We start from the raw sequence: 18,050 nt of genomic DNA, 5'->3' as shown, positions 1-18,050 counted from the left end.
CGCCGGGCCGCGGGGCCCGGCGCCGCTCAGGCCTCGGCCGGAAACTCGATCTGGATCTTCACGTCCGTCGCCCGCCCCGCCGCGGCCTCCTCGAAGGCGCGGATGCCGTCCTCGAACGCGAAGGTGCGCGAGATGAAGGGCTTGACGTCGACCTGGCCCGAGGCGATCAGCGCGAGCGCGCGCGGGAAGATGTTGGCGTAGCGGAACACCGACTCGATGCGCAGCTCCTTCGCCTGGATCGCGACGATGTCGAAGGCCACCGGCGCCGGTGGAATGCCCACCAGCACCACGCAGCCGCCGGGGCAGGCCAGCTCGAAGATGCCCTCGAAGGCGCGCACGCTGCCGCTGGCCTCGAACACCGCGTTGGCACCCCAGCCGTCGGTCAGCTCGCGCACCGCGTCGGCCAGCTTGCGCTCGCGGATGTTCACCGTGCTCACGGCCGGGTTGTCGGCGAACAGCGCGAGCTTCTCGGGCACCAGGTCGGCCAGGATCACGCGCGCCGCGCCGCCCGCGAGCGCGGCCAGCACGGTCATCGCGCCGATGGTGCCGGCGCCCACCACCACCGCCACGTCGCCGGGCTTGAGCGCGGCCTTCTTCGCGGCCTGCAGGCCGATCGCCAGCGGCTCGACGATCGCGCCCTCGGCGAAGCTCACGTTGTCGGGCAGGCGGAAGGTGAAGGCCGCCGGATGCACCACGTAGGGCGTGAGGCAGCCGTGGATCGGCGGCGTGGCCCAGAAGCGCACGGCCGGGTCGAGGTTGTAGATGCCCTCGCGCACGGCGCGGGAGTCGAGCTGCGGAATGCCGGGCTCCATGCAGACCCGGTCGCCGGGCCGCAGGTGCGTGACCTCGCAGCCGACCTCGGCCACCGTGCCCGAGGCCTCGTGGCCGAGGATCATCGGCGCGTCGACCACGTAAGGGCCGATGCCGCCGTGCTGGTAGTAGTGGACGTCGCTGCCGCAGACGCCGACCGTGTGCATGCGGATCTTCACGTCGCGCGGGCCGACCGGTTGCGGCGGCAGCGCGATCTCGCGCAGCGCGAGTTCGTGGGCTTTCTCGAGGACAAGGGCTTTCATGGAGAACGGGTGTTTCTGAGGGGAAGTCGATGAAGGGGTTCAGTGCAGCGGCGCCACCGCGTCGCGCCGCAGCGAGGCGCCGGTCTGCGCGTCGAACAGGTGAAGCTGGGCCGCGTCGATGCCGAAGCGCACGCGCTCGCCGAGCCGCGGCGCGCGCGCCGAATGCACCAGCGCGGCGATCTCGCTGCCCGGCTCGTCGCCGATGCTCACGAGCACCTCGTTGCCGAGGTACTCCACCAGCTGCACCTCGCCCACGAAGGCGCCCGCGTCGTCGGGCCGCGCGAGCACGTGGGCCGGCCGGATGCCGAGCGTGACGCGCTCGCGCCCCTCGAGCGCGAAGCGGCGCGCATCCACGCGCACCGTGCCGCCGTGCCCGCGCAGCACGGCACCGCCGTCGCCGTGCGCCACCGTCATCTCGAGCAGGTTCATCGGCGGCGTGCCGATGAAGCCGGCCACGAAGGCCGAGCGCGGGTTCTCGTAGATCTCGCGCGGCGAGCCCACCTGCTCGATGCGACCGTCGCGCAGCAGCACGATGCGGTCGGCCAGGGTCATGGCCTCGTGCTGGTCGTGCGTGACGTAGACCGTGGTGGTGCGCAGCGTCTGGTGCAGCCGCGCGATCTCCACGCGCATGTGGTTGCGCAGCTTGGCGTCGAGGTTCGACAGCGGCTCGTCGAACAGGAACACCTTGGGCGTCTTGATCATGGCGCGCGCGATCGCCACGCGCTGCTGCTGGCCGCCCGAGAGCTCGGTCGGCCGGCGCTCGAGGTAGCGCTCCAGGCCCAGCGTGTCCGACACCTCCTTCACGCGGCGCGCGATCTCGCTCTTCGGCACCTTCAGGCGCTTGAGCCCGAAGGCGATGTTGTCGCGCACGCTCATGTGCGGATAGAGCGCGTAGTTCTGGAACACCATCGCGATGCCGCGCTCCTGCGGCGGCAGGTCGTTGACGCGCGTGCCGCCGATCAGCAGCTCGCCGCCGCTGATGTCCTCCAGGCCCGCGAGCATGCGCAGGATGGTCGACTTGCCGCAGCCCGAGGGGCCGAGGAAGACGACGAACTCGTTGTCGCAGACGTCGAGGTCGAACTGGTGCACCACCTGCGTGTCGCCGTAGCGCTTGATGATCTTGTGACAGCTGATTGCGGACATGTTGTTGCTTCTCTCGGAAAGGGGGCGCATGGTCTTCATGCGGCGTCGCGCTTGCGCTTGAAGGCCGCGTTGAGGAAGCCGCTGAGCACGCCGATCATCAGGAGCGGCGGCAGCGACAGCAGGATCACGGACGCATTCAGGATGCCCCAGGGCACGTCGCGCCCGAGCTGGCTCAGCTCCGAGGCCACGATGGGCAGCGTCTTGGCGTCCGAGGTGGTCAGCATCAGCGCGATCAGGAACTCGTTCCACACCAGCACGAAGCCGAAGGCGATGGCGCCGACCAGCGAGCGCGCTGCGATCGGCAGCGCCACCTTGAAGAAGATCGCGTAGGGACCGTAGCCGTCGACGCGGCCGGCCTCCTCCACCTCCCGGGGCACCGCCTTGAAGGCCGGGATCGCGAGCCAGATCACGGTCGACAGCGTGAGCAGGGTGTAGGTCACGATCAGCGCGATGCGCGTGTCGTAGAGCTCGAGCTGCAGCCAGATCACCATCAGCGGGATCGCCACCGCCACCGGCGGCAGGAAGCGCATCGACAGCACGAAGAACTGGATGTCGTCGGCGCGCCGCACCGGATAGCGCGCCAGCGCATAGGCCGCGGGCAGGCCCAGCAGCGCGCCGATCAGCACCGCCGAGCCCACCACGACGAGCGAGTTGACCAGCCCCTGCGCCACCGCCTCGCGGCCCAGCACGTAGGCGTAGTTCTCGAGCGTTGGCGTGAAGAGGAACTTCGGCGTCGCCGAGACGATGTCGACCCGGTTCTTGAACGAGTTGAGGAAGGTCCAGAGCACCGGCACCAGCGCCGAGAGCGCCGCGGCGGCGAGCACCAGCCGCGCCACCAGGGTGCCGAGGCCCAGGCGCCGGCGCGCGGCCGGGCGGATGGCGGGCGCATCGCCGGCGCGCAGCACGGGCGCGGCGGAAGTCGTGGCGGGGGTCATGCGGGCCGGGTCCATTTCCAGAGGTAGGTGAAGGCCACGGTCGAGGCCACCATCATCAGCACGGCCATGCTCGAGGCGTAGGAGATGCGGCCCGACTCGATGAAGCCCTGCGAGAAGGCGTACATGTCGAGGGTCTCGGTCGAGATGCCGGGGCCGCCGCGCGTCATCACGTAGATCAGGTCGAAGGCGCGCAGCGACTCGATCATCTTCACGAAGCTCAGGCTGATCAGCGGCGCGCGCAGCATCGGCAGCGCGACGAAGGCGTAGACCTCCCAGGGCTTCGCATGGTCCATGCGCGCCGCCTCGAAGGGCTGCGGCGGCAGGGTCTCGAGCAGCTTGAGCACGATCGCCGCGAAGAACAGGCCCCACTGCCAGACGTCGACGAAGGCCACCGTGAGCAGCGCCGTGAGCGGCTGCGCGAGCAGGTCCAGCGGCTCGCCGGTGATCGCCTTGTAGGGCCAGGTCAAGAGGCCGAACAGCGGATGGAAGGCGAACTTCCAGACGAAGGCGGCCGACACGCGCGGCAGCAGCACCGGCACGATGAACAGCATGCACAGCAGGTTGCGCCAGCGCGGCGTGGCGCTCTGGAACAGCAGCACGCCGAGCAGCACCGCGAGCCCCATGGTGGCGCTCACGGTCAGCAGCTCCCAGGTCAGCGAGACGCCGACCGAGTTGAGGAAGCGCCGGTCCGAGAACAGCTGCAGGTAGTTGGAGAACCACACCCAGCCGATGTCGGACTGGCCGAGCTCGCGGTCCTGCAGCGACACGGCGATGGCGAACACGGTGGGCACCAGCGCCAGCACCGCGAGCACGAGCAGGCCGGGGCCGATGAAGACGAGCGGCAGTCGGGTCTTGTGAAGGGTCATCGCGGGACTCGCAAGGAACGCGGGGCCGGGCGGCTCACTTGCGGCGCCGCGCGATCAGCTGCTTGGCATAGCCGTCGAGCTCGTCGAGGCCGGCCTGGATGTCGGTGCGCGAGCCGGTGATCAGTTCCTCGAGGATGATCCCCCAGCGGTCGCCGAGGTCGGGCCAGGCCGGGTCCTGCCAGAAGTTGACCGCGGTGAGCTTGCCGGTGTCGGCCAGCGCCTTGCCGAGGTCGGCGCCGTAGCGCTTGGAGAACTCGGGACTGCCCAGCACGCTGGTGCGGTTCAGTTCGCCGAACTGGCCCTCGGCGAGGCGGCGCTGCTCGTTCTTCTTCGAGGTGGCCCAGGCGATGAAGAGGCCGGCGCACTTCTTCGCCTCCTCGCTCTTGTTGGCCTTGGCGCCGATCGCCAGGCCGTGGCCGTAGCCGCCGCCGGTCAGCGGCGCGGGCGGCGTCGCATAGGCGATCTTGCCGATCACGGTCGACATCTTGGGATCGAGCGCGTTGCCCGCGAGCGGCGTCGACTCGACCAGCATCGCGACCTTGCCCGCGAGGAAGGCGCCGGTGGCCTCGTCCCAGCCGCCGGTCTTGGTGCCGGGCGCCGAGTACTTGAAGAGCTCGAGGTAGGTCTGCGTGGCCTTGAGCGCGGCGGGCGAGTCGAACACCGGCTTGTCGCCGTCGAACCACTGGCCGCCATAGCCGCGGAAGTAGGGCATCCAGCGCCACACGTTGGCGCCCGAGCCGCGCTGGCCGCGCAGCGCCACGCCGTAGACGCCGTTGGCCGGGTCGTTGAGCTTCTTCGCGGCGGCCACGAACTCCTCGAGCGTGGCCGGCGGCTTGATGCCGGCCTTCTCGAGCAGGTCCTTGCGATAGACCATCAGGTCGCCGCCGCCGGTCAGCGGCGCGAACCAGGCCTCGCCCGCGTAGGTGGCGACCTTCTGGCGGCCCGGATCGAAGTCGGCGTAGTCGTAGTCGGCCGGGTAGTACTTCGCGAGCGGCACGATCCACTTCGACTGCGCGAACAGCGGCACGTTGGCCTCGTCCACGTAGTAGACGTGGTACTTGCCCACGGTCGAGGCATCGGCGCGCGTCTTGGTGCGGCGGTCGTTCTCGTTGAGGTTGTCGATGCTGAACGAGGCGCCAGCCAGGGTCTTGAACTCGTCCTTGTACTTTTCGAGCAGGGTCAGGCCGTCACGCGGCTGCGCCAGCACCCGCACGTCCTCCTTGCACGACGCGGCCTGCGCGAGCGCTCCACCGGCGGCACCGGCCGCCAGCAGCGCCACGAGCAGCGTGCGGACCCGGACGCGCCTCCCTGCGGATTCTTTGAACATCGCTTGTCTCCGTTGAACTTGTTGCGGATCGCCGGCCGAGGCCGGGGAACAAGCCCGCCGTGCCGGGCGCCCTTTTCGGGGGGCGGCGCGACAGCGACGGGACGGGGTGAAGCGTATGCAGCGGCTCAGCGGTGCCGCGTACCCCCCAACCGGGGTACTGGTACTTTCATGACCAGGCCGACTGGGGTTTTACCGGGGTCGTGGGCGGGTAGTGGACCGTGCGCAGCCCGAAGCGCTCCTGCGCCTGCTGGCGGTAGGCGCTGGGCGTCATGCCCTTGTGCTGCAGGAAGCGGCGGTTGAAGTTGGCGATGTTGAAGAAGCCGACCTCGTAGCAGATGTCGCTGACCAGCCGGTCCGAGGTCTGCAGCATCTGGCAGGCCTTGGCGATGCGCAGCCGGGTCACGAACTCGGTGAAGGTGCTGCCCATCTGGCGGTGGAAGTAGCGCGAGAAGCTGCTCTCGGCCATGTTCGCGATGGCGCTGACCGAGGCCAGCGAGATCTCCTCGGCCAGGTGCTCGTCGAGGTGGTCGAGCACGCGGCGCATGCGCGTGCTGGTGGCGGGGTCGCCGTCGGAGGGCTCGTCCTCGCTCGAGATCAGGCGCCAGTCCTCCCAGCGCGCGAGCTCGTGCAGCAGGCCGATGAACTCCGCCAGCCGCGCCATGCCCTCGTGCGCCTGCACGCGCTGGAAGCGCTCGCGCGCCAGTTCGCCGATGCCGAAGAACTCGATGCCGCGGCGCGCGCGGTCGAGCATCGGCAGCACCGCGTCGATCTCGGGGAACAGCGCCGAGCCCTTGCGCAGCGGCTCCTCGCGGAAGTGGATCACCATGCTGCGGTCGGCGATGCCGTCGGCCGGCACGTCGTCGGAGATCCAGGTGTGCGGCAGCCGCGAGCCCACCAGCGCCACGTAGCCGGGCTCGAAGCGGCCGATGTGGTTGCCCACGAAGGCCTGGCCGGTGGTGCGGTTGATGATCTGCAGCTCGTACTCGTCGTGGTAGTGCCAGCAGTCGAAGGGCCAGGGCACGCCGTGCTGCAGGCAGCGCACGGTGCCGCCGCCCGCGGGTTCGAAGCCCAGGCGCGGGTCGCGCAGCAGTTCGTGTTCGAGTTCGGGTTTGCGGGCGGCGCGCTGTGTTCTGGTCATTGTTGTCTCCCCGGGGATCGGCAAGGCTCGAACCCCGGTGCCGCCGCCGCGGCGCCCGTGCGGCGTGGGCTCAGGCGCCAGCGACCTTCATGCGGTTGACCAGCAGCGAGCCCGTCGTCTTGGCGCCGAAAGTGTAAGCATCGGCCCCGATGGCTTCAATCCCCATCAGCATGTCCTTGAGGTTGCCGGCGATGGTGATCTCCTCCACCGGGAACGCGATGCGGCCCTTCTCGACCCAGAAGCCGCTGGCGCCGCGCGAGTAGTCGCCGGTCACGTAGTTCACGCCCTGCCCCATCAGCTCGATGACGAACAGGCCGGTGCCCAGCTTCTGCAGCATCGCGTCGAGGTCGTCGCCGGCCTGCGTCAGGCGCGAGCTCAGCACCAGGTTGTGCGAGCCGCCGGCGTTGCCGGTGGTCTTCATGCCGAGCTTGCGCGCCGAGTAGGTCGAGAGGAAATAGCCCTCGAGCCGGCCCGCGTCGACCACCTTGCGCGCCCGCGTGACCACGCCCTCGTCGTCGAAGGGCGAGCTGCCCTTGCCGCGCAGCACGTGCGGGTCTTCGCTCACGTCGACGTGCGAAGGCAGCACCGGCTTGCCGAGCGAATCGAGCAGGAAGGTGCTCTTGCGGTAGAGCGCGCCGCCGCTGGTGGCCTGCACCAGCCCGCCGAGCAGGCCCGCGGCCAGCGGCGACTCGAACAGCACCGGGCATTCCACCGTCTTGATCTTGCGCGACTTCAACCGGCTCAGCGCGCGCTCGGCGGCATAGCGGCCCACGGCCTGCGGGCTCGCGAGCTCGTCGGCCGAGCGCATCGAGCTGTACCAGGCGTCGCGCTGCATGTTGTCGCCCTTGCCGGCAATCGGCGCCACCGAGATCGAGTGGCGCGAACTCGCGTAGCCGCCGCGGAAACCGTGGGTGTGGGCGCTGAAGAAGTGGCTCTGCTGGGCCGAGACGCCCGCGCCTTCGCTGTTGGTGATGCGCTTGTCGGTCGACAGCGCGGCCGCCTCGCATTCGAGCGCCAGCTTGGCGGCCTGCTCGCTCGTGACCTCCCAGGGGTGGAACAGGTCGAGGTCGGGATGCTCCTTGGCGATGTCGGCCTCGTCGGGCAGGCCGCTGACCGGGTCCTCGGCCGTGAAGCGCGCGATGTCGTAGGCCGCCTGCACGGTCTGCGCGATGGCCGCCTCGGAGAAGTCGGAGGTGCTGGCATTGCCGCGCCGGTGGCCGACGTAGACGGTGACGCCCAGCGACTTGTCGCGGTTGCGCTCCACGTTCTCGAGTTCGCCCTTGCGCACCGAGACGCTGAGGCCGCAGCCCTCGGAAGCTTCGGCCCCCGCGTTGGTGGCCCCCAGCTTCTTGGCATGCGCCAGGGCCGAATCGACCAGGTTTTCGAAGAAGGAGCGGCTGTAGGCGAAGCCGGAGTCGGCGCGCGAGGAAGAGGTCGTCATGTGGGTGGCTATGATACTTGCGCCCCCCGTTTCCCGTTTGGCACCGTTTTCCCCTCGGTCCCGCCGCGTTGCACCGCCGCGCGGCGCGGCACAGAATCCATCCCCATGTCCCGCAAACCCAAAAAAGGCTACTTCGTCCGCGGCCAGTTCGTCGCCGAAGGCAGCGAACTCGACCTGGAGCTCAAGCGCGAGCTCAAGGGCACCGACGACGCCAGCCGCACCGACCTCAAGCGCGAGAGCGCCGAACTGCAGAAGCTCGGCGAAGAGCTCATGACCCTGCGCGCCGCGCTGTTCGACGCGCTGCCGCTCGGCGAGAAGCTGGTCGAGGCGATCCACGAGGCCAGGCGCATTACCAATTTCGAGGGCAAGCGCCGCCAGATGCAGTTCATCGGCAAGCTGATGCGCAAGCTCGACGAGCCCACCATCGAGGCGATCCGCGCCGCGCTGGCCGAGCAGTCCAGCGGCCCGGCCGCCGAGACCGCGCTGCTGCACGAGGCCGAACGCTGGCGCGACCGCCTGATCGCCGACGACGATGCGCTCGGCGGCTGGATCGAGACCCACCCGGCCACCGATGCCCAGCAGCTGCGCGCCCTCGTGCGCCAGGCGCGCAAGGACATCAAGGCCGGCCCGGCCGGCGAGGCGCCGCGCCAGGGCAAGGCCTACCGCGAGGTGTTCCAGCTCGTGCGCGAGCAGCTCGCGGTGCATGGCGGCGACGACCACGCGGCGGCCGCGGCGGAACAGGGCCGGGAGGAGGACGCATGAGCGATTTCGATCCGGTACGCATCGGCATCGTCTCGATCAGCGACCGCGCCTCGAGCGGCGCCTACGAGGACAAGGGCCTGCCCGCGCTGCAGGACTGGCTGCGCCGTGCGCTCAGGAATCCGATCACCTTCGAGCCGCGGCTCATTCCCGACGAAGCCCCCGGCATCAGCGCCGCGCTGATCGAGCTGGTCGACGCCGGCTGCTCGCTGGTGCTGACCACCGGCGGCACCGGCCCCGCGCTGCGCGACGTGACGCCCGAGGCCACGCTGGCCGTGGCGCACAAGGAGATGCCGGGCTTCGGCGAGCAGATGCGCCAGATCGGCCTGCGCTTCGTGCCGACCGCGATCCTCTCGCGCCAGGTCGCGGTGATCCGCGACAAGAGCCTGATCATCAACCTGCCGGGCCAGCCCAAGTCGATCGCGGAAACGCTCGAAGGCCTGAAGGACGCCGAGGGCACGCAGCTCGTGCCCGGCATCTTCGCGGCCGTGCCCTACTGCATCGACCTGATCGGCGGGCCCTACCTCGAGACCGACGATTCGGTCTGCAAGGCCTTCCGGCCCAAGTCGGCGATCCGGCCCGCGCGCTGACGCTTCAGGGCTGGACCGCCGCGCTCCTGGCCTCGACCTCCTTGAGGCAGGCCTGCACCGCGGCATTCGACGCCTGCTCGTAGCAGCGCGAGGCGGCCGCACGCAGCTGCTTCTGCTGCTCGCGGCGCTGCTGAGCGCTGTCGATCTGCCAGGTCATGAGCCATTGCATGGCCAGCGCCAGCACGATGCCGAAGCCGATGGCGGCGCCGACCACGGTCGAGCGCCAGGTCCTCGTGGGGGGCGCGGAAGTCGCGGGCGCCGATGCCGCGTCGAAGGCCATCGGCGCATGCGAGGGTGCGTCGCCCTTGCGGCGCCGCGGCTCGCGGGCGGCGGCGGCCTCGATGGCGGGCGAATAAGACTGGCGGTGGCTGCGGCTCATCGGTCCTGTGTGCTGTGATTCGCGGCGGATTGTGCGCCATCCGCGAGTCACGAAGCGCTCAGGCGCCGAAGCCGTGCGTCTCCCCCGCCTGCTCGCACGGCACGCGCTCGGCCTGCACGGTCGAATGGTGGATGTCGAAGCGCTCGGCCAGCAGCGCGCGCAGCCGCTGCACCAGCGGCGCGAGGTCGTCGACGCCGGACGCGCTCACCACGTGCACGCTGAGGCTCACCTTGCCGCTGGACAGCGCCCACACGTGCAGGTCGTGCAGGCTGGCCACGCCCTCGCTCGCGAGCAGCGCGCGCTCGACCTCGGGCAGGTCGACCTCGTCGGGCACGCCCTCGAGCAGCACGTTGAGGCTCTCGCGCAGCAGGCGCCAGGTGCGCGGCAGCACCCACAGGCCGATGGCCACCGCGATCAGCGAATCAACCCAGGCCCAGCCGGTGTAGCGGATCACCAGGGCGCCGACGATCACGCCCACCGAGCCCAGCATGTCGGCCCAGACCTCAAGGTAGGCGCCCTTGACGTTGAGGCTCTTGTCCTTGCCGCCGGCCAGCAGGCGCATGCCGATCAGGTTGACGACCAGCCCGCCCGCGGCCACCAGCAGCATCATGGTCGACTGGATCTCGGCCGGCGCCGCGATGCGCCGCCAGGCCTCGTAGAGCACGTAGATCGCCACCAGGAACAGCAGCACCGCGTTGAGCACCGCCGCGAGGATCTCGAAGCGGTGGTAGCCGAAGGTGCGGCGCCGGTCGGCCGGCCGCTGGCCGATGCGGATGGCGGCCAGCGAGATCGCCAGCGCCACCGTGTCGGTGAACATGTGGGCGGCATCGGACAGCAGCGCGAGGCTGCCCGAGACCAGCCCGCCGACCACCTCCGCCACGAGGTAGGTCGAGGTCAGCAGCAGCGCCCAGCGCAGTGCCTTCTCGTTCGCGCCGGCGCCGTGCGAATGCTCATGGGCCATGGGATGCGGCTCGCGGTTCGGGGTCGATCGGCGCGCCCTGCTGCCGTTCGCGGGCCTCCTCCTCGGTCTCTTCCTCGTCGCGCCGGTGCGCGATGCGGTAGAGCAGCGGAAGCACCAGCAGCGTGAGCGCGGTCGAGGACAGGATACCGCCGATCACCACCGTGGCCAACGGCCGCTGCACCTCGGCGCCGGTGCCGGTGGCGATGGCCATCGGCACGAAGCCCAGCGAGGCCACCAGCGCGGTCATCAGCACCGGCCGCAGCCGGGTCAGCGCGCCCTCGCGGATCGCGGCGTCGAGCGGCAGGCCGCCCTCGCGCAGGTTGCGGATGAACGACAGCATCACCAGCCCGTTGAGCACCGCCACGCCCGACAGCGCGATGAAGCCCACCGCGGCCGAGATCGACAGCGGGATGTCGCGCAGCCACAGCGCCACGATGCCGCCGGTGAGCGCGAACGGGATGCCGGTGAAGACCAGCAGGCCGTCCTTGAGGTTGCCGAACATCGCGAACAGCAGCACGAACACCAGCAGCAGCGACACCGGCACCACGATCTGCAGCCGCTTGGTCGCCGACTCGAGGTTCTCGTACTGGCCGCCCCAGTCGGTCCAGTAGCCCACGGGAATGCGCACCGACTGCATCGCCTGCTCGGCCTCGGCCACGAAGGAGCCGAGGTCGCGCCCGCGCACGTTGGCGCTGACCACGATGCGGCGCTTGCCGTCCTCGCGGCTGATCTGGTTGGGACCGGGCGCGACCGACAGGGTGGCGACCTCGCCGAGCGGGATGAAGCTCAGGCGCTGGCCCTCGGGCGCGGCGCCGGTGGCGCCCTGCACCGTGCTGCCGGCGATGCCCGCGGGCGCCGCCGTGCCGCGCGGCAGCGCGATCGGCAGCCGCTGGATCGCCTCCAGGTCGGTGCGCAGGTTCTCGGGCAGGCGCACCACGATGCCGAAGCGCCGGTCGCCGTCGAACAGGATGCCCGCTTCGCGGCCGCCGACCGCGGTCGAGACCGCGTCCTGCACGTCGCCCACGTTGAGGCCGTAGCGCGCGGTCTTGCCGCGGTCGATCTCCACCGTGAGCATCGGCAGGCCCGTGGTCTGCTCGACCTTGACCTCGGCCGCGCCGCCGATGCCGTTGAGCACGCCGGCCACCTGCGCGGCGGTCTTCTCGAGCACCGCCATGTCGTCGCCGAAGATCTTCACCGCCACGTCGCTGCGCACGCCCGAGATCAGCTCGTTGAAGCGCAGCTGGATCGGCTGCGAGAACTCGTAGTTGTTGCCCGGCAGCTTCTCGACCTCCTCCTGCACCGCCACCAGCAGCTCGGCGCGGCTGCGCCGGGGCGTGGGCCATTCGCTCTCGGGCTTGAGCATGATGTAGCCGTCGGAGATGTTCGGCGGCATCGGGTCGGAAGCGATCTCGGCCGTGCCGGTGCGCGCGAACACGCGCTCGATCTCGGGGAATTTCGCCTTCAGCGTGCGCTCGAGCTGCTGCTGCATCTCGACCGACTGCGTGAGGCTGGTGCCCGGGATGCGCAGCGCCTGGATCGCGAAGTCGCCCTCGCTGAGGCTGGGCACGAACTCGGTGCCCAGGCGCGTGGCCAGCAGGCCCGACAGCACCACCGCCACCGAGGCCAGCGTGATCACCAGCGGCTTGGCGTTCATCACGCGCGCCAGCAGCGGCGCATAGGCGCGGCGCGCCCACGACATCAGCCGGTTCTCCTTCTCGCCGACCTTGCTGCCGATGAACAGCGCCACGGCCGCGGGGATGAAGGTGATCGACAGGATCATCGCGCCCAGCAGCGCGATCACCACGGTGAAGGCCATCGGGTGGAACAGCTTTCCCTCGACGCCGGTGAGCGCGAAGATCGGCAGGTACACGATCATGATGATGAGCTGGCCGAACAACAGCGGCCGGCGCGCCTCCTGCGAGGCCGCGAAGACCTCGTGGAAGCGCTCGCTGCGCGTGAGCGGCCGGCCCTTGTGGGCCTGCGCATGGGCCAGGCGCCGCACGCAGTTCTCCACGATCACCACCGCGCCGTCGATGATGATGCCGAAGTCGAGCGCGCCCAGGCTCATGAGGTTGGCGCTGATGCGCTGGTTCACCATGCCGGTGAAGGTGAACAGCATCGACAGCGGGATCACCAGCGCGGTGATGATGGCCGCGCGGATGTTGCCGAGGAACAGGAACAGGATCGCGATCACCAGCACCGCGCCCTCCAGCAGGTTCTTCTTCACCGTGGCGATGGCCTTGTCGACCAGCACCGTGCGGTCGTACACCGTCACCGCCTTCACGCCCTCGGGCAGGGTGCGGTTGATCTCCTGCATCTTGCGGTCGACCGCCTGCGAGACGCTGCGGCTGTTCTCTCCGATCAGCATGAACACCGTGCCGAGCACCACCTCGCGGCCGTTGTCGGTGGCCGCGCCCGTGCGCAGCTCCTGGCCGATGCCGACCTGCGCCACGTCGGACACGCGCAGCGGCACGCCCTGCGCGTTGCCGAGGATCACGTTGCCGATGTCCTCGGCCGACTTCACCTGGCCCGGCGCGCGGATCAGGTACTGCTCGCCGCGCTTCTCGATGTAGCCCGCGCCCACGTTGGCGTTGTTGCGCTCGAGCGCGGTCACGATGTCGGTCATCGTGAGGCCGTGCGCGAGCAGCTTGGCGGGATCGGGCGCGATCTGGAACTCCTTGGCGTAGCCGCCGATGGAGTTGATCTCGGTCACGCCCGGCACGTTGCGCAGCTGCGGCTTGATGATCCAGTCCTGGATCTCGCGCAGGTCGGTGGACGTGTAGGGCTGGCCGTCGGGCCGCTTCGCGCCCTCCTCCGTCTCCACGGTCCAGAGGTAGATCTCGCCCAGGCCGGTGGAGATCGGCCCCACCACCGGCGAGATCCCCTCGGGCATCTTCTCGCGCGCCGACTGGATGCGCTCGTTGACGAGCTGGCGCGCGAAGTAGATGTCGGTGCCGTCCTTGAAGATCACCGTCACCTGCGACAGGCCGTAGCGCGACAGCGAGCGCGTCTGCTGCAGGCCCGGCAGGCCGGCCATCACGGTCTCGATCGGGTAGGTCACGCGCTGCTCGGTCTCGAGCGGCGAATAGCCGGGCGCGGCGGTGTTGATCTGCACCTGCACGTTGGTGATGTCGGGCACCGCGTCGATGGGCAGCTTCTGGTAGCTGAACACGCCGAGCGCGGCCATGCCCAGCACCGCGAGCAGCACCAGCCAGCGCTGCTCGATGGCGAATCGGATCACACGTTCGAACATCGTGCGTCCTCAGTGGGTGTGGGTCGCAGAGGCCTTGCCCTGCTGCGACTTGACGACGAAGCTGCCCGCGGCGGCATAGGCCTGGCCCGGCTTCAGGCCACCGGTGATCTCGATGCGCTGTCCGTCGCTGCGCCCGGTCTGCACCGCCTGCGGCAGGAAGCCGCCCGGCACGCGCAGGAACACGGTGGGCTTGTCCTCCACGCTCTGCACCGCCTCGGCCGACACCGTGACCGGCGCCTGCAGCTCGGAGGCCACCAGCTCGACATTGACGAACAGCCCCGGGCGCCACACGCGCTGCGGGTTGGTCAGCGTCACGCGCGCGGTCGCGGTGCGCGTCTGCGCGCCGAGCAGCGCGCCCACGTACGAGACCTTGCCCTGCGCCACCTGGTCGAAGGCGGTGGAGCGGATGCGGACCGTCTCGCCGGTGCGCACCAGCGGCAGGTGCTGCGCCGGCACGCTGATCTCGGCCCAGACGGTGGACAGGTCGGACACGGTGAAGACGTTGGCGTCCTCCTTGACCGATTCGCCGAGCGAGATGTGCTTCTCGACCACCAGCCCGTCGAAGGGCGCGCGCAGCTCGTAGCGGCCCAGCGAGCCGCCGCCCGAGCCCGGCACGGCGCCGAGCGCCAGCAGCTTCTGGTTCGCGTTGGCGACCGCGATCTGCGCCTCCTGCATCGCCTGCTGCGCCTGCAGGTAGTCCTGCTGCGGCGAGATCTTTTCCTCCCACAGCTTCTTCTCGCGCTCGTAGGTGCTGCGCGCCAGCTCGAGCCGGCGCTGCGCCGACTGCAGCTCGCTGCGCTGCTCCGACAGCGCCGGGCTCGAGATCACCGCCAGCACCTGGCCGCGCTTGACCTCCTGCCCGAGGTTGGCGGGCACGCTGTCGACCACGCCCGGCACGCGCGGCACCACGTGCGCCGTGCGGTCCTCGTTGAAGCGGATCTCGCCCGGCAGCTGCAGCGCGGTGCGGATGTTCGCGGGGCCGGTGGTCTCGATCGCCACGCCGGCGGCCTTGATCTGGGCCTCGGTGAAGGCGATCCTGCGGTCCTCGCCCTCGTGCCCGCCGGCGGCGGCCTTGGGCTCGGCCTTCGCTTCGCCTTTTGCTTCGCCCTTGGCCTCCTCCTTGGCCCCGTGCCCGTGGCCGTCATCGCCAGCCTCGGCCTTCTTCTCGCCCTTGCCCTCCTCCTCGTGGTGCTCGCCATCGGCATGGCCCTTCGCCTCCTCGTGGTCATGGCCATGGCCGGCGGCCTCCTTGCCGCTCTCGTGGTGCTCCTCGTCGGCATGCGCGGCCGACTCGGCGTGGCCGCCGGCGGGCTTCGACGGTCCTCCGGTGCGCAGGATCAGCGCGCCGACGGCCAGCCCCACGGCCAGCACGACGGCGATCGCGATCCATTGCTTGCGGCCCACGGCGGGCGCGGCGTTCTTGCGTTCTTGTTCGATGCTCATGGGAAACCTCAGCGGGTGACAGCGGAATGGGGGGTGGCGGCGGGAATGGCGGCCATGGGGGCCGGAGTGGCGAGGTCGTCGGACAGGCCCTCGGTGCCGAGCAGCCGGTCGAGTTCACCCGCGGCGCGGTGCGCCTCGGCCAGCGCCAGCAGGTACTGCGCGCGCACCTGGAACAGCGTGCGCTGCGCATCGAGCGCCTCGAGGAAGCTGAACTTGCCGAGCTCGAAGCCCTTGGTGGCCGCGCGCCAGGCCTCGGCCGCGCCGGGCAGCGCGTCGCGCTGCAGGGTCTCGGCGGTGGCACGCGCCGAGCGCAGCCGTTCGCTCGCCTGGGCCAGGTCGGCGCCCAGCTGCAGTTCGGCCGCGGCGAGCTCGTCGCGCGCCTTCTCCTCGCGGCTCAGGGCCTCGGCGAGGTTGCCGCGGTTGGTGTCGAAGATCGGCAGCGGCACCGACAGGCCCAGCACCACCTGGTCACGGCGCGACCCGCCGGTGCCGCCCTCGCCCTCGGAGGCCGGCACGCGCTTGGCGCCCAGCGACACGGTCACGTCGGGAATGCGCTTGGCGCGCTCCAGCTCGGACAGCGCGCGCCGGCGCTCGACCTCGAGCCGCGCCTGGCGCAGCGCCGGTGCCTCGGCACGGCGCAACGCCACCTCCTGCTCGCCCAGGGGCTGCGGCAGGCGATCGACCGCGCCGTCGACCTGCGTGAAGCGCGGCGCCGGATTGCCCCACAGCGCCGCGAGCTGCTGGCGCGCCGTGCGCAGGGTGCCCTCGGCCTGCATCAGCTCGACGCGGATGCCGGCTTCGGCCACGCGCGAGCGGGTTTCCTCGAGCGGCGAGACCTTGCCGGCCGCCACGCGGTTGGCCGCGGCGCGCGTGGCCGCCTGCGCGAGGCCGACCGAGTCCTGCGCGAGCCGCAGCCTTTCCTGCGCCGACAGCACGTCGAAGAACAGCGTGATCGCGGTGGCGCGCAGCTCGGCGCGCTTGGCCGCGAGCGCGGATTCGGCCTGGTCGCGCGCGCGCTCGGCCGCGCTCACGCGCGCCGCGCGCTTGCCGCCGAGTTCGATCGGCTGGCTCAGCTGGACCGTGGTGGTGCGGTTGTCGCGCCGCGTGTCCTCGAGGGTGACGTCGAGCGTGGGATTGGGCCAGGCACCGGCCTGCACCAGCGCGCCATCGGTGGCCTCGCGCTCGCGCCGCGCCGCGAACAGGCCCGGGTTGGCCTGGAACGCCAGCGCGAGCGCGCTGCGCAAGGTCAGCGGGCCCGCGGGCTCGAGGCTGGCGGATGCCTGCGATGAAGAAGTGGAAGTGCCGGCCGCGGCCTGCTGCGTGGGCAGCGAAGGCTGAGCAAGGACCGGGGGTACCGCCAAGGCCAACACGGCCAGCGGCACGAAGAGCGTGCGCATCGGATTCTCCTGGGTTGCGAAACAACGAACGGGAAAATCCGGCGAGAGCTCAGTGCATGAACGGTGTCAGTGCGAAAAGGGAATGAAGGCTTGCTCTCGCCGGATCAGGCGGCGAGAGTCCATGCGGGGCGCACGGGCACTTCGGGGATGTGGGAGTCGAAGGACTCGGCGAGCACGGCACGCGGGCCCTGCGGAACGAAGGCGATGCCGGGCACTTCGGCGGGCGCCGCCACCGCATGCTGCGCATGACCGAAGTGGCACAGGGCACAGTCGCCGATCGCGGGATTCGGCACGTTGCCGGCGTCCTTCGACGTGCCCGCGTCGGCGTGGCTGCGGTCTTCGGCCGCGTTGCCCGGATGCTCGTGGTGGCCCCAGTGCTGTGTCTGCGCGTCCTGCTCGTGCGCGCAATAGGCGGCCGACATCGCCCAGCTGTACTGGAGCGGAAGCAGGAACACCAGGAAGATCAACAGCCAGCGGCGCATGGGAGCGGGAGTATATCGACGGCACCTGCGGCACCGAGGCTTTCAAGACCCCACGGAACGCGGGTGCAGCGCACTGTACGACGCCTCGACACGGCTTTGTCCGTCAAGCGGATTACGAATTTGTAACCCCCCGCGAGGGCCCTGTTTCATTACCATCCGGCGATGCGAATTCTTGTCATCGAGGACGAGCCCAAGCTGGGCGACTACCTCAAGAAAGGCCTGGAGGAGAACGGTTACGTCGTCGACATCGCGCGCGACGGCATCGAAGGCCGCTACCTGGCCACCGAGGGCGACTACGGCCTGATCCTGCTCGACGTGATGCTCCCGGGCATCGACGGATTCGCGGTGCTCAAGGCGATACGCCGCACCAAGAACGTCCCGGTGCTGGTGCTGACCGCGCGCGACAAGGTCGAGGACCGCGTCAACGGCCTGCAGCAGGGCGCCGACGATTACCTGGTCAAGCCCTTCTCGTTCTCGGAGCTGCTCGCGCGCATCCAGGCCCTGCTGCGCCGCGGCCAGGCCCAAGACGCCACCGTGTTGCGTCTGGCCGATCTGGAGCTCGACCTCGCGAGCCGCAAGTGCCAGCGCGCGCGCAAGCGCGTCGACCTGACCTCGAAGGAATTCATGCTGCTGACGGTGCTGCTGCGCCGGCGCGGCCAGATCCTCTCGCGCACCACGCTGGCCGAGCAGGTGTGGGACATGAACTTCGACAGCGACACCAACGTGGTCGAGGTGGCGATCCGCCGGCTGCGCGGCAAGATCGACGATCCCTTCGAGGTGAAGCTGCTGCACACGGTGCGCGGCATGGGCTACGTGCTCGAAGACCGCTCCTGGGCCTGAGGGCCCGGCCCCCCTTCCTTCCG

At 70.3% G+C, this 18,050-nt stretch carries 16 protein-coding genes; 3 read left to right on the top strand and 13 right to left on the bottom strand.

From position 1 onward, the window contains the following. Positions 1–26: 26 nt before the first annotated feature. The 7 genes from AC07RM_RS21790 to pmbA form a co-directional block, all read right to left on the bottom strand. Positions 27–1,073 carry an NAD(P)-dependent alcohol dehydrogenase gene (locus AC07RM_RS21790; RefSeq protein ID WP_495335847.1) on the bottom strand — a complete coding sequence of 349 codons (1,047 nt, stop codon included), beginning with the start codon at positions 1,071–1,073 and terminating at the stop codon, positions 27–29. Positions 1,074–1,112: 39 nt separating this feature from the next. Then, the gene (locus AC07RM_RS21785) at positions 1,113–2,216 is read right to left on the bottom strand and encodes an ABC transporter ATP-binding protein (protein ID WP_495335846.1); all 1,104 of its coding nucleotides are present in this window, start codon (positions 2,214–2,216) and stop codon (positions 1,113–1,115) included. A gap of 35 nt (positions 2,217–2,251) precedes the next feature. Then, the gene (locus AC07RM_RS21780; RefSeq protein ID WP_261212561.1) at positions 2,252–3,151 is read right to left on the bottom strand and encodes a carbohydrate ABC transporter permease; all 900 of its coding nucleotides are present in this window, start codon (positions 3,149–3,151) and stop codon (positions 2,252–2,254) included. After that, the gene (locus tag AC07RM_RS21775) at positions 3,148–4,017 is read right to left on the bottom strand and encodes a carbohydrate ABC transporter permease (RefSeq protein ID WP_495335845.1); all 870 of its coding nucleotides are present in this window, start codon (positions 4,015–4,017) and stop codon (positions 3,148–3,150) included. Before AC07RM_RS21775 ends, AC07RM_RS21780 begins: the two co-directional genes overlap by 4 nt. Positions 4,018–4,051: 34 nt before the next feature. Continuing rightward, positions 4,052–5,344, bottom strand: a complete 1,293-nt coding sequence (locus AC07RM_RS21770; protein ID WP_296799710.1) for an ABC transporter substrate-binding protein — start codon at positions 5,342–5,344, stop codon at positions 4,052–4,054. A gap of 166 nt (positions 5,345–5,510) precedes the next feature. Beyond that, on the bottom strand, positions 5,511–6,482 hold the full coding sequence (locus tag AC07RM_RS21765; RefSeq protein ID WP_495335844.1) for a cupin domain-containing protein: 972 nt from the start codon (positions 6,480–6,482) through the stop codon (positions 5,511–5,513). A gap of 70 nt (positions 6,483–6,552) precedes the next feature. Next, positions 6,553–7,923 (bottom strand): metalloprotease PmbA, encoded by a 1,371-nt coding sequence (gene pmbA / locus AC07RM_RS21760; protein WP_093339457.1) that lies wholly within the window; start codon positions 7,921–7,923, stop codon positions 6,553–6,555. A gap of 105 nt (positions 7,924–8,028) precedes the next feature. On the opposite strand from pmbA, the gene yjgA reads away from it, so the two are divergent. Further along, entirely contained in the window at positions 8,029–8,685 is a 657-nt protein-coding gene (gene yjgA / locus AC07RM_RS21755; protein WP_093339460.1) for a ribosome biogenesis factor YjgA, read from the top strand. Further along, positions 8,682–9,272, top strand: a complete 591-nt coding sequence (gene mog, locus AC07RM_RS21750) for a molybdopterin adenylyltransferase (RefSeq protein ID WP_495335843.1) — start codon at positions 8,682–8,684, stop codon at positions 9,270–9,272. Before yjgA ends, mog begins: the two co-directional genes overlap by 4 nt. A gap of 4 nt (positions 9,273–9,276) precedes the next feature. On the opposite strand, the gene AC07RM_RS21745 is transcribed toward mog, so the two are convergent. The 6 genes from AC07RM_RS21745 to czcI form a co-directional block, all read right to left on the bottom strand. Then, entirely contained in the window at positions 9,277–9,651 is a 375-nt protein-coding gene (locus tag AC07RM_RS21745) for a hypothetical protein (protein ID WP_431509587.1), read from the bottom strand. A gap of 58 nt (positions 9,652–9,709) precedes the next feature. Then, positions 9,710–10,612, bottom strand: a complete 903-nt coding sequence (locus tag AC07RM_RS21740) for a cation diffusion facilitator family transporter (protein ID WP_495335842.1) — start codon at positions 10,610–10,612, stop codon at positions 9,710–9,712. Further along, the gene (locus AC07RM_RS21735; protein WP_431509589.1) at positions 10,602–13,865 is read right to left on the bottom strand and encodes a CusA/CzcA family heavy metal efflux RND transporter; all 3,264 of its coding nucleotides are present in this window, start codon (positions 13,863–13,865) and stop codon (positions 10,602–10,604) included. The genes AC07RM_RS21740 and AC07RM_RS21735 overlap by 11 nt, the downstream gene beginning before the upstream one ends. Before the next feature lie 9 nt (positions 13,866–13,874). After that, the gene (locus AC07RM_RS21730; protein WP_495335841.1) at positions 13,875–15,308 is read right to left on the bottom strand and encodes an efflux RND transporter periplasmic adaptor subunit; all 1,434 of its coding nucleotides are present in this window, start codon (positions 15,306–15,308) and stop codon (positions 13,875–13,877) included. An 8-nt stretch (positions 15,309–15,316) separates the two neighbouring features. After that, positions 15,317–16,705, bottom strand: coding sequence for a TolC family protein (locus AC07RM_RS21725; RefSeq protein WP_495335840.1), 1,389 nt, complete (start codon positions 16,703–16,705; stop codon positions 15,317–15,319). Positions 16,706–16,809: 104 nt separating this feature from the next. Further along, positions 16,810–17,187, bottom strand: a complete 378-nt coding sequence (czcI, locus tag AC07RM_RS21720) for a cation efflux protein, CzcI family (RefSeq protein WP_057594848.1) — start codon at positions 17,185–17,187, stop codon at positions 16,810–16,812. 162 nt (positions 17,188–17,349) lie between these two features. Between czcI and AC07RM_RS21715 the strand changes: the two genes are divergently transcribed. Continuing rightward, positions 17,350–18,027, top strand: coding sequence for a heavy metal response regulator transcription factor (locus AC07RM_RS21715; protein ID WP_057594849.1), 678 nt, complete (start codon positions 17,350–17,352; stop codon positions 18,025–18,027). The last annotated feature ends 23 nt before the right edge of the window (positions 18,028–18,050 follow it).

It is taken from the genome of Variovorax sp. GW821-FHT09B05 (assembly GCF_059418265.1).
Note: the sequence above shows the minus strand (reverse complement) of the source record. Positions and strands in the feature narration are given on the sequence as shown.